Source organism: [Mycoplasma] cavipharyngis (genome assembly GCF_042984175.1).
Taxonomy (GTDB): Bacteria; Bacillota_I; Bacilli_A; order Mycoplasmatales; family Mycoplasmoidaceae; genus Mycoplasma_N; species Mycoplasma_N cavipharyngis.
Genome location: NZ_CP155569.1, coordinates 927,551 through 943,797, shown reverse-complemented (window position 1 = coordinate 943,797; position 16,247 = coordinate 927,551). Strand labels below are relative to the sequence as shown.

The 16,247-nt window shown below is 24.1% G+C and carries 14 protein-coding genes and 1 pseudogene; 6 read left to right on the top strand and 9 right to left on the bottom strand.

The annotated features are described in order from the left end of the window. Positions 1 to 142 precede the first annotated feature (142 nt). Genes tmk through MCAV_RS03715 form a run of 4 tightly spaced genes read left to right on the top strand, consistent with a single transcriptional unit; the run spans position 143 to position 3,856 of the window. Entirely contained in the window at positions 143 to 838 is a 696-nt protein-coding gene (tmk, locus tag MCAV_RS03730) for a dTMP kinase (RefSeq protein WP_391591780.1), read from the top strand. 6 nt (positions 839 to 844) lie between these two features. After that, positions 845 to 1,711, top strand: a complete 867-nt coding sequence (locus MCAV_RS03725) for a hypothetical protein (RefSeq protein WP_391591779.1) — start codon at positions 845 to 847, stop codon at positions 1,709 to 1,711. Further along, on the top strand, positions 1,698 to 3,050 hold the full coding sequence (mnmE, locus tag MCAV_RS03720; protein ID WP_391591778.1) for a tRNA uridine-5-carboxymethylaminomethyl(34) synthesis GTPase MnmE: 1,353 nt from the start codon (positions 1,698 to 1,700) through the stop codon (positions 3,048 to 3,050). Before MCAV_RS03725 ends, mnmE begins: the two co-directional genes overlap by 14 nt. Positions 3,051 to 3,055: 5 nt before the next feature. Beyond that, positions 3,056 to 3,856, top strand: coding sequence for a TatD family hydrolase (locus MCAV_RS03715; RefSeq protein ID WP_391591777.1), 801 nt, complete (start codon positions 3,056 to 3,058; stop codon positions 3,854 to 3,856). Between the two features lie 208 nt (positions 3,857 to 4,064). Here MCAV_RS03715 and MCAV_RS03710 read toward each other — a convergent pair whose 3' ends face one another. The 9 genes from MCAV_RS03710 to MCAV_RS03670 form a co-directional block, all read right to left on the bottom strand. Beyond that, positions 4,065 to 6,002, bottom strand: coding sequence for a transketolase (locus MCAV_RS03710; protein ID WP_391591776.1), 1,938 nt, complete (start codon positions 6,000 to 6,002; stop codon positions 4,065 to 4,067). Then, a complete protein-coding gene (locus tag MCAV_RS03705; RefSeq protein WP_391591775.1) occupies positions 5,995 to 7,530 on the bottom strand; it encodes a PTS ascorbate transporter subunit IIC in 1,536 nt (511 codons plus the stop codon). Before MCAV_RS03705 ends, MCAV_RS03710 begins: the two co-directional genes overlap by 8 nt. Before the next feature lie 12 nt (positions 7,531 to 7,542). Continuing rightward, positions 7,543 to 7,818 (bottom strand): PTS galactitol transporter subunit IIB, encoded by a 276-nt coding sequence (locus tag MCAV_RS03700; RefSeq protein ID WP_391591774.1) that lies wholly within the window; start codon positions 7,816 to 7,818, stop codon positions 7,543 to 7,545. Beyond that, on the bottom strand, positions 7,808 to 8,263 hold the full coding sequence (locus MCAV_RS03695; RefSeq protein ID WP_391591773.1) for a PTS sugar transporter subunit IIA: 456 nt from the start codon (positions 8,261 to 8,263) through the stop codon (positions 7,808 to 7,810). Before MCAV_RS03695 ends, MCAV_RS03700 begins: the two co-directional genes overlap by 11 nt. A gap of 11 nt (positions 8,264 to 8,274) precedes the next feature. Further along, positions 8,275 to 8,574 (bottom strand): hypothetical protein, encoded by a 300-nt coding sequence (locus MCAV_RS03690; protein WP_391591772.1) that lies wholly within the window; start codon positions 8,572 to 8,574, stop codon positions 8,275 to 8,277. Then, complete coding sequence (locus MCAV_RS03685) at positions 8,567 to 9,238, bottom strand: hypothetical protein (RefSeq protein WP_391591771.1); 672 nt, start codon at positions 9,236 to 9,238, stop codon at positions 8,567 to 8,569. The genes MCAV_RS03690 and MCAV_RS03685 overlap by 8 nt, the downstream gene beginning before the upstream one ends. Continuing rightward, positions 9,238 to 9,870: a hypothetical protein gene (locus MCAV_RS03680; RefSeq protein ID WP_391591770.1), complete on the bottom strand. Its 633-nt coding sequence runs from the start codon at positions 9,868 to 9,870 to the stop codon at positions 9,238 to 9,240. Before MCAV_RS03680 ends, MCAV_RS03685 begins: the two co-directional genes overlap by 1 nt. Before the next feature lie 441 nt (positions 9,871 to 10,311). Then, positions 10,312 to 12,834, bottom strand: a complete 2,523-nt coding sequence (locus tag MCAV_RS03675; RefSeq protein ID WP_391591769.1) for a hypothetical protein — start codon at positions 12,832 to 12,834, stop codon at positions 10,312 to 10,314. A 54-nt stretch (positions 12,835 to 12,888) separates the two neighbouring features. After that, positions 12,889 to 15,486, bottom strand: a complete 2,598-nt coding sequence (locus MCAV_RS03670; protein ID WP_391591768.1) for a hypothetical protein — start codon at positions 15,484 to 15,486, stop codon at positions 12,889 to 12,891. A gap of 293 nt (positions 15,487 to 15,779) precedes the next feature. On the opposite strand from MCAV_RS03670, the gene MCAV_RS03665 reads away from it, so the two are divergent. Further along, positions 15,780 to 15,923: a hypothetical protein gene (locus tag MCAV_RS03665; RefSeq protein WP_391591767.1), complete on the top strand. Its 144-nt coding sequence runs from the start codon at positions 15,780 to 15,782 to the stop codon at positions 15,921 to 15,923. A 33-nt stretch (positions 15,924 to 15,956) separates the two neighbouring features. After that, positions 15,957 to 16,232: pseudogene (locus tag MCAV_RS03660) on the top strand (restriction endonuclease); the annotation flags it as partial. Positions 16,233 to 16,247 lie beyond the last annotated feature (15 nt).

Below are 16,247 nucleotides of genomic sequence, written 5' to 3'. Positions count from 1 at the left end.
TAGAATTAATTAGGAAAAATTTGTTGTTTAAAAATGGAATTTAGCATAATCTTGCTATATTTTTACTATAATTTCTTATTATTTTAAAATATAATAAATTTGAAAAAATTTAATAAAAAATGATATTTGGGGTTAGAAGAAGATGAAAGTGTCAAGACAAGAGCAATTACGAAGTCGCGGCATTTTTGTCGTTTTAGAAGGGATTGATTGTGTTGGCAAGTCAACTGTTTTAAAAGAGTTGGTTAAACAGTTAGATAAAAAATTTCAGGAAAATCGATTCTGATCTGGTTATCAAGGTTATGTTACAACTTTTGAACCAGGTGGAGGTTCTAAAGTTTCATTAGCAATTAGAGATTTGATTTTAAAACCTACTGATCAGAAAAGATTAAATAATTTAACTGAAGCCTTATTGTTTGCAGCATCTCGTAATGAAAATGTTATTAATGTTATCAAACCCAATTTATTTGCCAAAAAAATTGTTATTAGTGACCGTTTTGTTGATTCATCTTATGTTTATCAAGGCTTAGAAAAAAAATTGGGTTATGATTTAGTTAATCAAATTAATCAATTAGTAATTAAAGATTTACAAATTGATCTAACATTTTATTTATACATTCAAGATAGTGTATGACAAGAAAGAATGAAACAGAGATCTCAATCTCATAATTTCAATGTTTTAGATTCAATTAATTTTCAAAAAATTAAAAATGATTATCAAACAGTATATCAATTAGAAGAAGTGAAAAATCGAAAAATCATTGCAATTAAAAATGATAGTAAAATTGATACTGTAGTAGAAGAAATTATTAAACACATTAGTGAATTTGAGATTAATTAAATTAATATGTTTTTTGCCAATTGATCAAAAAAAATCAAAGATTTTAATGATTTACCCCACTCATTAATTATTAATTTAAGTGGCAATATTGATGCTGATTTAGTTGTTAAAGATTTTTTTGGTTTAGTTACTAATTTAAATCCTAATTTAAGTAAAAATGAAAAAAAAAGTTTAATTAATAATTTTCACCATCATGCTTATGAAGATTATTTTCCAATTAAAAATTTAGAACGTAATTTTTATTTAAAAAAAGATTTAGAACCGATTTTTGAAGCAACTAAGTTCGGTTTAATTAATGGTCAACACATTCGTTTAATTACGATTTTTAATGCTGAAAAATTAAATGATTTAACTAGTAATTCCCTCTTAAAATTAATTGAAGAATGTGACCAGCAAACGTTTATTCTTTTAATTACTAATAATTATCAAAGTATTTTAAAAACAGTTAGAAGTCGTTGTCTTTATTTAAACATTAATGCTAAAACTAATCTTAATCAAATCAAAACTACTAATGCAATTAAAGCCTTAATTTATGCTAATTATGATCAAAATGAAATTAATTTTTATGAAACATTAAATCAAAAACATCAAATTTATCATTTTAGTGAAAAATTTTTTAATGCTTATCTAAAAAAAGATTTTAATGATTTAATCACTAATCATGAAAATTTTTTTAGTCAATTAACTCCTTTAGAAATTCGGTTGTTTTGTGATTATTTAATTTATTTATTAAATGATTTTAATCCAGTTACAACAATTAATTTAATTGAACAAGTTTTAAAATTTAAAACCGAAACTGCATCAGCTAATCCAAGAATTTCATACATTTATTTATTAAATTTATTTATTAGTGAAATGAATGACAAACAATAATTTATTACCAACAATTGTTGCTTTAGCAACACCACATGGTCAAGGAGCAATTCATATTATTCGTGTTTCTGGTACTAAAGCTTATCAAATTGTTAATCAAATTACAACGAATGTTGTAACTAAAAAAAATAAAGCAGTACAACTGACTAATATTATTGATCAATCTAATAATATTATTGATCAAGTTTTATTAATTAAATTTGTTGCTCCACACTCTTTTACTGGTGAAGATTTAATTGAAATTAATTGTCATGGTAGTATGTTTTTAGTTCGCACTATTTTAGAATTATTAGTTAAAAATGGCGCTAGTTTAGCTCAAGCAGGTGATTTTAGTAAAAGAGCATTTTTAGCTAATAAATTAGATTTAAATCAAGCAACAGCCATTCTTGCTTTAATTGATGCTAAATCACAAAACCAAGTTCATACAGCTATGGCTAATTTAGATGGTCGTGTTTCAAATATGGTTAGTCAATTTAGTGATCAATTATTTCATATTATTGCTGAATGTGAAATTAATATTGATTTTCCTGAAGTTGATAATAATCATGAAATTGATGATCAAAAATTACGATTTAAAATTAAACCACAATTAACTAATTTAATTGTGAAATTAAAACAATTTTTCAAACAATCACAAGCACAAAAAATTAATAACTATCGAATCGTTATTGTTGGTAGGGCTAATGCTGGTAAATCATCTTTACTAAATGCAATTTTACAATCTGATCGAGTCATTGTTTCAGATGTTGCTGGAACAACAAGAGATAGTGTTGAAGTTGAACATTATTTTCAAGGCAAATTATTTAGTTTTGTTGATACAGCAGGAATTAATGATACGACTGATCAAATTGAAAAAATGGGGATTGATCGGACTCATAAAGAAATTAATCATGCTGATTTAATTATTCATTTAATTGATAGTACGTGCTTAAACCATCAAGAAGATGAAATAATTAAGCAAACAATTAAAAATAAAAATGTCTTAACAGTTTATTCTAAAAAAGATTTAGTTGAACAACCACTATTAACTAATAATATTTATATTAGTGCCATTAATAATGATTTAATTGATTTATATCAAGCAATGGAACATTTTTTTGAGCAACAAAAAGATCATTCTGCTTCTTTTTTTGGTTTATGTAATGATTTAAGTGTGCAGCATTTAGCATTAGCATTAAGTGAATTAGAAGAAGGTTTTAATGGTTTAATTAATAATTTACCAATTGATTTAATTTTAGAAAATTTGCATTTAGCTTATGATTATTTATTAAAAATAACAAATGAAATTGAAGCAGATATGATTAATAAAATTTTTGCTAATTTTTGTGTTGGAAAGTAAAAGTTATGAAATTTTTTGATACTCATTGTCATTTAAATTTATCACCATTAAGTGACCAATTTGACACGATTGTAAAACAACTTGAACAACAACAGTGTTATGTTAATATTGTTGGAATTGATTTAGCATCAAGTTTATTAGCAGTTGAACAAGCAACTAAATCAGAAATGCTATTTTGTACGATTGGCATTCATCCTACTAATGTTTGTGATATTGAAGATGAACAATTAATTATTACTACTTTTGAAAAGTTATTAGCAAATAAAGTAGCAAATAAAATTATTGCAATTGGTGAAACGGGATTTGATTTTTATCATTTTAGTTCTGATCAATATCAGAGTCAAAAAGTGATTCAAGAAAAATGGTTTCAAATCCATTATCAATTAGCTAAGAAATATGATTTACCATTAATGTTACACGTTCGTGATGCTCATGATGTGATGGTTGAGACATTAAAAACAATTGATCATTATGGAATTATTCATTGTTTTAATCAAGATTATCAAACAGCATTAGAATATTTAAAATTAAACAATAATTGAATGATTTCAATTCCTGGTGTAATTACTTTTAAAAAAGTTGATTTATTAATTAATGCAGTTGCACAAGTTCCTTTAGATAAATTACTAATTGAAACTGATGCACCTTGATTAGCTCCAGTACCATATCGTGGCAAAACTAATTATCCATATTACTCTAAAGCAACATTAACTAAAATTGCTGAGATTAAAAATTTAGATTTAAATGCATGTGCTAGTGTTATTTGAAATAACACAATGAAAATTTTTAAGTTGAATTTAAAATAAATTAACTTTTTAATAAGAAAAAAATTGTTAGATAAATATATAACGATTTAGCAACACTAATTAAATAAAGCATTAGATCAATAGTAATAAATTATTGATTTTTTTAATATTTAATATTTTTTAAATCTTCAATAATTATTTTAGTTGAACTGAAAAACAACGATTAAACTAGTGCTATATAAAATGGATTAGGAACAATAAATTTTATTTAAGATTTTAGTAAAAAAGCTTTTATCTTGGCTAAAATATTTTCAACAGTAAATCCATTTAGTTGATAAACAAAGTCTCCAGGTGCTGAATGTCCATATTTTTCAGCTAAATGAGCATCAAATTTATTAAGTTGAGCTAGTTTGAATCACAATGGATCATTTGAGGCTTCAACAGCATACATTGGTAATTTACTTAATTCTAGTTTTTTAATTAATTGATCATCTTTGACTAAAAGTTGTAATGAAGGAACTGAAATCACATTTGCATTAATTTTTTGTTCGCTTAATTTTTGACTGACATGATAAATTAATTCTACTTCTGAACCACTAGCTAATAAGTTAATTTGGGCATTTTTAGATTTATGAATCAAATATGCTGCTTGAAATTGATCTTTTTGTAAGTTAAATGACTTCATTGGTTGTCTAGTAGCAATAATTGCAGAAGGAGTTGTTTTTAGTGCTAAAGCATACTTAAATGAGTTTAACATTTCATTTTCATCTGCTGGTCGAAACACTAAATAATTAGGAATACTACGTAAATTACCTAATTGTTCAATTGGTTGATGGGTTGGTCCATCACCTCCAACTTGATAAGAATCATGACTAAAAATTGTAATATTAGGCAATTGCATAAGTGCACCTAATCTTAATCCTGCTTTTGCATAATCTGAAAAGACTAAAAAAGTTGAACCAAATGTGACTAAACCTGAATGTAAGTTAATCCCATTATTAATTGCTACCATAGCAAATTCTCTAATACCATATTTAATGTTGCGCTCTGAATTAAAACCAACTCTAGTAGCACATCTTAAATCGGCTGATCCACCTAAAAAGTTTGTGTAGTGCTGATCAATATATTTCATAATTTCATCAAGATATTCTCTTGAAGGTGCATTAGATTTTTGGAATTTAAAACCTTTGAAATCAAAGTGTTTTTCTTGATTAATAATTGCTACTAATTCTTTTGCTAATTGGGGAAATTGACTTTGATATTTAGCAAATTTATTTTCTCATTTAATGTATTCTTTTCTTTTAGTTTGAAGTAATTTAGAACCAAATTGGTATGCTTGATGATCATATTCAAATGGTGTTGTTTGTGATAAACCCAAACTTAATTTGTATTCTATTGTTGCTTGAGGATCTAAAATACCATTATGTCCTTTTGGAGTATTAGCCACTTTAGTGCCATAAGCAATAATTGTTGGTACTTGAATGTAAGTTGGTTTCTTGCTTTTTTTGGCTGCTTGAATCGCTGCAATAATGTTTTCAGAACGATTGTTAGTTAAAATAATTGTTTTAAAACGTGCTGCTTGAAAGTATTGTTCAAAATTGATCTGATTAACTTCTGTAGCTGAACTATCAATTTGCATATTATTATAATCATGAACAATAATTAGTGAATCTAATTGATTAGTTCCTGCAAAGGCAATTGCTTCTAAACCAACTCCTTCTTGCAAATCACCATCACCACATAAAACAAAAACATTGTGATTTAAAATTTTAAAATCTTTTTGATTAAAACGATTACTTAAATATTTGTTACTATAAGCCATACCAACACCCATAGCTAAACCTTGACCAAGTGGTCCAGTTGAAGCGTCAATATACTCTAATTTATCAATTTCAGGGTGTGATGGTGTTTTTGAATGATAAAGTTTATGTTGTTTAATATCATCTAATGTTAGTAATCCCATGAAATGATATAACGAATAAAGTGCCATTGAACCATGTCCAGCAGAAAGAACGAAACGATCACGGTTAAATCATTTAGGATGTTCAGGTGAGAATTTTAAAATTTTGCCTATAATTGAATAGAAAATTTCTGTTGCACCTAAACCCATACCAATATGACCTTGATGGGCATTGTTAATCCCATCAATTGTAATTGCACGCATATTAGCAATGAATTCTTTGTGAGTAAAACTTTTTTTATACACTTTGAATTTTTGCCTGCTTTCTTTTATCAAAAACAAATTTTTTGATTAATCCATCAGTAATCAAACCAAGATAAGTACTAACAATTACAGCAAAAGCAATAAATTTACCTGCTTTTGGTATTAGTCCAATTGTGCCTGGAATATAACCAATTAAATAATCAGTATCACCTCAGTTAAGTGCTGTAATTGAAGTTTTTAATTCATGACCTTTTTGGATTAGTGCACCTAATGAGTTATTGCTTGTTGGTGCTCAATTACCAACAACAAATAAAACGGGAATAAAGGTAATAATTAAACCACCTACAAAAGGCCCAACAATTGCGCCAATAATTCCTCCTTTAACATTACCAAAAACTCCAGAAGTTGCTCCTAGAAAGAAGTGTGGTACTAATCCAGGAAGAACAACAGCAGGAATTAGTGCTGCTTTACCAAGTCCAATTGTGATAAACATGCCAATTAAACCAGCAAAAAAGGATGAAATAAAACCAATGATAACAGCATTTGGTGCATATGGAAAGACTACAGGACAGTCAACAGCTGCTTTAGAATTTTTAATTAATTTATCACTAAAACCTTTATACATTGGTACGAGCTCACCAACAAATAATCTTACCCCTGCTAAAATAATTTCTACTCCTGCAGTAAACTTAAATGCTTCAACAAACATCCTAACTAGTCAATTAGTTTCAGATAAGACCTTAAATGCATCAGGTGAATTTTCTTTAGTAATTTTACCAATTTCAAACAAAATGCCTCCAGGTAAAAATGCAGCAAGATAAAAGACAAAAACTGTAATTGAAATTGACACTAAAATGTTTCTGAAAAAGAAGAGTGATTGGGGAAATTTAATTTCTTCAGTTGATAAAACTTTACCTTTTTGTAGTTTATTAATTCCTTCTCCAATTAAACCAGACAATGCATATCCAAATCCACCAGTGTGACCTAGTGCAATTTCATCACTACCAATTATTTGCTTCATGTATCGCTGTTGGACTGCAGGTGATACTACCATATAGATAGCCATTAAGGTTGATGAAGTAAATAAAGCGATAGCAAAGTCTTCTGGTTTGTTAGCAAAATCAAAGCCAATAACATACATAATAGCTGCTAACATTAAAGAACTATAGTATAAAACGTGTCCTGATAAATAAACATATTTAAGACGTGAAGTTAGTGCTAAAACAATGTTTAATAACATTGCTACAACCATAATTATTGAACCTAATGTTCCAATTGCTGGTAATGCAGTTGCTAATGCTCCAGCAAAAGCATCATTATTAGGAATAATTCCATTTAGTGAATATACTGATTGAAATACAGGCTGAAATTTATTTAATGAACCAACTAATACTGTAGCACCCCCACCTAAAATTAAAAAACCAACAATTACTTTAAAAGTACTAATAATTACTTGTGATGCTTTTTTGCGCAATACTAAAGCACCAATCATCGTAAAAATACCAACAAGTAATGCTGGTGTTGCTACAAATGATTTTAGAAAATCAAGCATTCAATATAAAAAAGGCATGTTGAATCTCTCTTATTTAAGATTTAATAATTTTTTTAGTTTTTCAGTTAATTCCTCTTTAGATAAAATGTTTTTTAGAACTACCATTTTATCTTTAGGAAAATCTAAAACTGGAGCCACATCAGCTCCGACAATAACATAATCTACTCCTCTTTGATCAAAAGAAGAAATATTAGTATGTTCAACTGATTGATAATCTACACCTAATGAATCAAGAACTGTTTTAACATTCATCTCTAATAAAAGTGATGAACCCAAACCTGAACCACAAACACATTTAATAATCATATTTTTCTCCAAATTGTGTAATTAAATTTAAAAATTCTTGTTTTGATTTTACAGCAAGTGCTTTTTCTTTAAAATTAACATCCATAAAATAACGCCCAAATTCTTTGATAATTGCAATATGTGAATTATTATCTGGTGCAGATAAAGTAATAATTATTTTTGCCATCTTATCAGATTGATTATTGAAAATAATTTCTTGATCAAGAATTAAAGTTGATGTTGCTGCTTGATAACAATAATCTCCTGCAAGTGTGTGCAATAGAGCAACTCCTTTTTCTAAAACATAATAAGCACCAAATTTTTCAGTTGATTCTAAAATTTTCTCTTCTAATTCTCAACTTGCTTTGTTGCAATCAACAAGCATACCAACACCAATATGAACTGCTTGTTTTCAATCGATGTTTTGATCAATATATTGCATCATTTGAGGATCAAATAATTTCATAATGACTCTTTTTAATTAATTAAGAATGCAACTAACATAAACAATGTGAATATTAATAAAATCATAATTAAAAAAGCAATAAAAACTCATTTACCAGCCTTACTTGAAGTTTTTGTTTTCACATCTTTAGGAACTGGTAAAGATTTAATGTGAAAAAACTTATTAGGATTTTTAGCTAAAATAAGTGATTCTTGTTCTTTTTGCTGATATACTTGTTTAATTTGTTGTTCTGATAAGGAATTTAAGTATTGTTCATTAATTTGATATTTATAAATTAAATGTTCAATCATTTCTTCTTTTGTGTTATTCATTTTTACCCCAATTTTTAAAAGCAATAATTGCTGGTGAGATGATTTCAATATAAAAAGTTAAATATTTTCTTAAGATATAAAATTTTTTGTATTTTAAGTATGACAAAATTAAATTTAAATGTTGTTGATGATAATTTTGAATTAAATAATCAGAACTTTTAATATAAACAACTTGATAAATTTTATAATAGGATGAAAAATCAATTAGGATCACACATAAAAAAGCAAGAAAAAAAGCAATTGCGATCATTCAAAAACTTAACATTAATAAAATTCATGATGTTGTTATTAAAATAACAGCACTGATTTTAAATCCCATTTGTCATTTTTGTTGTTTAGGTCCAATTAATTCACACATTTTTCACAAAAAGACTAAATTGACCAAGCCATAAATATTGGAATTTAAAAAATTGCGATCTAAATTTAAAGTATTTTTAGCTACATTTAAAGTTGGTTTAAAAAAATTAGGATTAAGTGATATTTTAAAATTAGTTTGATACTTATTTGTAAGTGATTTTTGAATTTTGCTTAAAATTGATTCACAATAAGTTAATTTAACTTTTTGATATTTAACTTTTAAATTAAAACTATAGACATAGTATGTAAATAATTGCACTAATAAAATAATAATTAAAAATAAACTTCCTAAAGTAATAAAATTCATTATCTGCTTGAATTTCCTTGAAATAAGTTATTTTTTAAAAAAATATCAACTGCTTTATCAACATTAATATTTTTATGATGATCACTTAAAATTTCATCATTCAATTGATTAATACTCATACAACGATATTTAGTTTGATTATCAATTTGATTTAAATTGATTGTTTCATCAACAAAAATAACAATTTCATATTGATCTTTAAACCTACGGTTTAATCAACCAGACATTTCATTAAGCCAATATATTTCTCATCGAGGTTTTTTAATTAATTTCTTATTTTTTCAAATATGTGCTCCATTATTATTGAACAATATTTGTTCTGTTTTTGCTAATATCAGATCAGTAAGAATATAAATTTTATTTTTAGCAATAACAACACCAGAAAATAAACTATGTTTTCTTTTAGCAAATGGGTTTTTTACTAAAATATTGCATAAAACAACTGCATCATTTAATGAATTTAAAATACTTAATTTATCAACTGTTGCTTTTGTAGTGTGACCAATATCATTAGTTTTTTTATTTGTATCTTTATTAGTATATTTGAGATAAATTCGTCAAATAATAACTGCTAATAGAATTAAAACTAGAACACTACCTAAACAAATGATGACTATTGTTAGAAAATTCATTAAAATTATCCTTTCACCACTAAAGAAATTTTGAAATATCTTTTATTAAAAGAGAAATTATTGAACCTCCAACTATAAATATTGCATATCACTTTTTAAAAATTTATTTCATTATTTACTAATAATCCCTCATAATTATTTTAATGTTTTTTTAATAAAAACTTAAAAAAGGATTAAATTTAACAATTAATTAGAATTAATAAACACTTTAGTTGAATATTTTTTGCTCTATTAGTTTGATTCAATCATTTTTTAAAACAAAAATAATTGTTACTAATTTTGTAGCAAAGTTAATAAAATTAATCGTTTAAAAATTTCAAAAATTTTAAAAAAAATAAAAAATTAAATTATTAATTAATATGTAAATAATTAATTTAGTTCATTAAAAAAAGATCTCTAATTAAAACAAAGAGATCTTTTTTATTATAAGAAAAATGATTTTTAGTAAAGAATTGTTAGTAAGTATGATAATCCAGAAATACTTATAATCAAAAGAATCATTCCAATAGTAATAATGATTGGTTTTTTTAATTGAAATTTTTGCTGATCAATTTTTAAACCACGAATAATGATTCCAATAGAAGTTAATAAAATTAATGAACTAATACCAACAAATGCATAAGACAAATTTTTTTGGGTTTGACTTAGAGCTAAATTAATTTCTTCAGGACTATATTTTTCAATTAAACTAGTAAGTGCTTTAAATGTGTTTAAATTATTTTCTGATCGATTAATAAAATCAATTAAATCTAAAAATTCTGGTTTTAAAGTGGCATTAGGATTAGTTAATGACTCTTCTTGAGTTTGATTAATTTGATTAAATAAACCTTGAGCAAATTTACTTTTTAAATTAATTCCTGCTTTAATTAATTGTTTTTCTAAACGATTTTTTAATTGCTGATAATCTTGATAACTTTTAATACTTTCAGGTGTTAATTTATGTGATTGTTTAATTAAATCATGATAATTTTCACTAAAGATTTTCAGATTTTGATTAACTGAACGATTGTGAAAATCAGGATCACTTTTTGTTTTTGTTAAAGCTTTTTGATAAATATCATTTAAGTTAGAAGATGATAAATTATCATCTAATTTTTCTTTTGCAATTATTTGTTTAGTTAAATTTAAAGCCAATTGATCAAAATTACTTAAATTTTTACTAAACTCATTAAGATTAATACTAGTAAAATAAATTACAGATTTATTAGTAGCAAACTTGTGATTTAAAGTAATTAAAGTCGTAATTTCTAATTTTGGATCTAATGAATTTGGATCTCCAGCAACAATTCAAATTGGTTGATACTTAAAAATTGATTGATCATTATTATAATTTAATAATTGGTTTTTAATTGCATCTTGTCCTAAAACGTCATTAATTGATCGGTTTTTCAAATTCAAAATTGGTCTTAAGTGTGGCGCACTATTTAATAATCTTTGTTCTAAATCAGGATTGATTGTGTAAATGAAATTTTTTGTAGAAAAAGAATAAGAAGTTGATTTTAAAGATTTATTTTTTAATTGTAATGAAGCAACTAAATTCAATTTATATTGATTAATGTTAGTTCTTTCTGGAAAATCATTTTCAGTTAAATTAATAATTTTTAAATCAATTTTTCTATCTTTAAAAAAATAGTAAAGTAAATCATCAACGATAAAATCTTCATTAGAAAAAGATAAATGTTGTTTAAAATTATTAATCGCATTTAAAGATAATTTAATAAATTGATTTGGGTTTTTTTCAATTGCACTAAAAATTAAGTCAAAAATATTTTTAGTGGAATTTAAAACATTAAGTTGATATCCAAGATTAGATTGATTAGATAAAAAAGCATTATTTAATGATAATTTTCAATTGAGTTTAAATGAATCATTATTTGTTGTTGGTTCAACAATTTCTTTACTAATTAAACGAATTTGATTGCTTTGATCAGCAAAATGTTTTAAATTTAATTTAATATCATCAATTCTACTATAGTATAAATTTCATATTTTTTTAAAATTAAAATCATCTGGGTTTTGATTAGATAATTTAGCTAGAATTTTAGCTAAGTTATCTGGTGCACGATCAATAAATAATGAATCTTGATTATTTTCAGTTTTTTCTTTTAAAAAAGTTTGATCATGTTTTAGTTGTGCTTGTAATTTTTGTTCAACTTTATCTTGTTGATCAAATAAAGCCTGATTGCTAATAATTTTACTATTTTCACGATTTGTTACAATTGCATCAATCATATTTTGATAATCTTGATAAGTAAAAACCGAATTATATTTTAAAACTGGTTTTAGTGAATCAGGAATTTGATCATATCAACTAAAGCCAAAATGATTAGATGAAAAATTTTGTGTTTTATTTTTTAAACTATGATCAATTAAATAATTTTTTCAATTGTTTAAAAAATTATCAACTATATCTTTTATTTCTTGATCAGATAAAGTATTAATAACAACTTTGTTAGTACTAACATTTTCTAAAGATTTTTCTTGTTCTAAATATTTTTTGTAGATTAAATCAGAATTATTTTTTAAATTAATTTGTTGATAAAATTTTTTATTTTGAAAATTGTAATTAATAATATTTTTTAATTTTTGAAAAAGATTTGAATATCCAAAATTTTTTTGTGATTTATCTACGATTTTTGATAAAAGATAAGTAATTGCTTGATTAATTTGATCATTTTTATTAGCTGGATATTTGAAATTGGGATTATTTACTTTAGTTTGAAAAACCGATTTAATTTCAAATAAAATATGATCAATTTTTTGTTTTAATTGTTGTTCACTATAACCCTTAATAGTTAAATCTAAATTATTTTTTTCTATTTGAGTATGACTGAAATTTATTGATTGATTTTTAATGAAATTAGCATTACTAAAACTAGATTTATGATTCACTACTGATGCAATTGCTGTAGTAGTAAATAATATAAATCCTAATTTAATTAATGGTTTAATTCATTGTTTCATTTTATAAATCGTTTGAATAATAAAATCTTTTTGATCACATCATTAATTTATTATTTAGAGAATAACTGTTAATAAGTATGATAATCCAGAAACACTAATTAATAAAAGCATAACACCAATAGTAATAATCATTGATTTTTTTAATTGGTATTTTCTACTATTTAATCTTAAACCCCTAACAATTATTCCAAGTGAACTGATCACAACTAATGAACTAATTCCAGTAAATGCATAAGATAAATTTTTTTGAGTTTGACTTAAAGCCAAATTAATTTCATCTGGACTATATTTTTGTATTAATGAAGAAATTGGTTTTAAAATATCAAAATTATTTTCTGAATTATTAATGAAATCAATTAATTCTAAAAATTCTGGTTTTAAATTAGCATCAGCATTAACTAATGAATCTTTTTGAGTTTTATTAATTTGTTCAAATAAACCCTTAGCAAATTTACTTTCTAAATCAATATTAGCTTTAATTAATGCTCTTTTTAATCGATCTTGTAAATTATTATAATCTTGAGAATCTTTAATATTTTCAGGAGCTAATTTATTTAAAGTGTTTTGATTATTATTAATTAAATCTTGATAATTTTTAGCAAATTCATTAACATTTTGATCAACTGAACGATTATTAAATTCAGGATCGTTTTTAGTTTTTTGTAATGATTGTTGAAATATGGTTTTTAGAAGATCTTGATCTAAATTAGTTAATCGCTGACTCTCAATAATTTGTTTAGCTGCAAGAGCTGCTAATAAATCAAAATCAGTTAAGTTATTTTTAAAGTCATTAATTAAAACAGTTTTTGTATAATTAACAAATTTACTAGTTACAAATTTATCGATTAAACTAATTTTAGTAGTAACAATTAGTTTAGGGTTTAGCGAATCTTGATAATTAGTAACTGCATCAATAGTTTGATATTGATAAATTCGATTTGAATTATCATATTTTATTGAACTTTTCAGATCTTTTGTAGTTAGTGCATCTTTAGTAATAATAAGTTCTAATCTAGGTGCTTCATCTAATAATCGTTGTTCTAAATCAGGTTTAATTTCATATTGAAAAACCTCATTATTACCATTAATACCAACATTATAATCTGGATTATTATAAAGAGAATCTTTAATTACACCACTAGTATCCAAAGTGATTGAATATTTATTAATATTTTCTTTTCTATCAACATATGTCGCGCCAGCATATGTAATGTCTAAATTGATATTATGTTCTTTTAAGAATTCTACTAAACGATTATTAATAACAAAATCTTTTTGATTTAATCGGGCATATGTTTTTAAATTTTCAATTGCGTTTGGACTTAATTGAATAAAAGCATAAAGATTTTGTTTAATAGTTTTAAAAATTAATTTGGTAATTTCATCTAATGATACTTCAGCATCATTATTTTTATATTCTAAATCAGATGCTTTAGAAATAAAAGCATTATTTAATGATATTACTGCATTTAATTTTGATTCTAATGAATCTGGTCTATACAATGATCTATATGATGGATATGGTCAATAATAATTTCGATCATTTTTATTTTCAGTATGAACAATTTTAACTGATACTAATTTAACATCATCTTTTTTATTTTCAAAAACATTAGAATTTAATGAAATATCATTAACATTGCTAAAATTTAAATGCCATTTATCTTTAAAATCATCTACTTTTTGCTGTGATATTTCAGATAAAATTTTTGTTAGTTTTCCTGGTCCTTGATCAATTAGAAATTGTTTTTGATTATTAGTTTTTTGTTCTAAAAATTTTTTATCACTATCTAATTGAGTTTTTAATTTTTGTTCAACTTTTGTTTGTTCTTCTAATAAACCATGATCAGTAATAATTTTACTATTAGCACGAGTTGTTACAATTGCATCAATAATATTTTGATAATCTTGAGAACTGAAAACTTTATTATATTCTTTATGTGGTTTTAATGGTTGAGGAATTTGATTATATCAACTAAATCCAAAATGATTATTAGAAGAGTTTTGTGAATTATTATCAATTAAATAACTTTTTCAAGTGTTAAAAAAAGTATCAACTGAAGTTTTTACTTCTTGATCAGATAAAGTATTAACAACAGTTACATTATTATTATTATTATGTTGAGTAAAATCTTTTTCATTTTCTAAATATTTTTTATAAGGAAAAATATTTTTATTATTTAAATTAATATTTCATTTAAATTGAGAATTTTGAAAATTGTAATTAACAATATTTGTTAATTGTTTAAAAAGATTTTGATATCAAATATTTTGTGAAGGATTTGTTATTTCTGATAATAAATAAGTTATTGCTTGATGAGTAATTTCTTCTTGAGAACTTGGATAACTATTTTTATATGAGTTAATTTTTATACTAAAAGCTTGATGAATTTCTGTTAAAGTTTGACTAATTTTATTATTTAATTCAAGACTATTATAACCTCTGTTAGAATTAGTCTTTTTTGAATCAGAACTTTTTGTACTAGAAGTAGATTGATGTTGAAAATTTGTTTTAATAACATCAGAAAAAGTGTTTTTAATTAAATTTGAATTGTTATTATTTTTTGATTTATAAGCTGAACTTAGACCAATAAAAGTAGTTGCAAATAATACAACTCCTAATTTAGTTATTTTTTTATAATGTTTTTTCATAATAATAACAGCGATCTTTTATTATTAATTAACATTGTAATTAATATTTTAATAATTTAATAGATTATTAAAAGTTATTATAGAAAATAATCATTAAAGTGCTATAGTTTTTAGTTGCTAAAAAGTTTTTTATTTATTGATAAATAATCAGATAATTTAAAATTATTTTAAATTTTTATTAAATTTTTCTAAAACTATTTCAGAATCAATTTGATAAAAAACATTAAAATATTAACAATTGAGATTAATTTTTTTAATTTCACTTTTATTAACAATTAAGCAAAAAAGTAATTATGAGCAATTTAGAAAAATTTTTAGATCTTCTTTTTGAATTAGAAAAACTAGTTAACAATAATCCTGAAAAAGGCAGCATTTTTGAAACTTTATGTCAAATAATTTTAAAAACTGCGCCATTTTTGAAAAATGATGTTAAGTAAGTTTGAAAGTGAAATCAATTTCCTGATAAGGCAAATTTGCCTGATACAGGAATTGATCTTGTAGTTTTAGATCAAAACGATCAATATTGAGCAATTCAATGTAAATTTTATAATCCTAATAATATAATTGCTAAAAAAGATATTGATAGTTTTATTGCTGCAAGTACACGTGAATTTACTATTGATGGGATCACTACTAAATTTAGTCGAAAATGTGTTTTTAGCACAACTGATCGCATTAGTTCTAATGCTAAAGGAATGTTTAGTGTTTTTGGACCACAAAAAATCGCTAATATCGGGATTGATTAAACTAAATTTGATTTA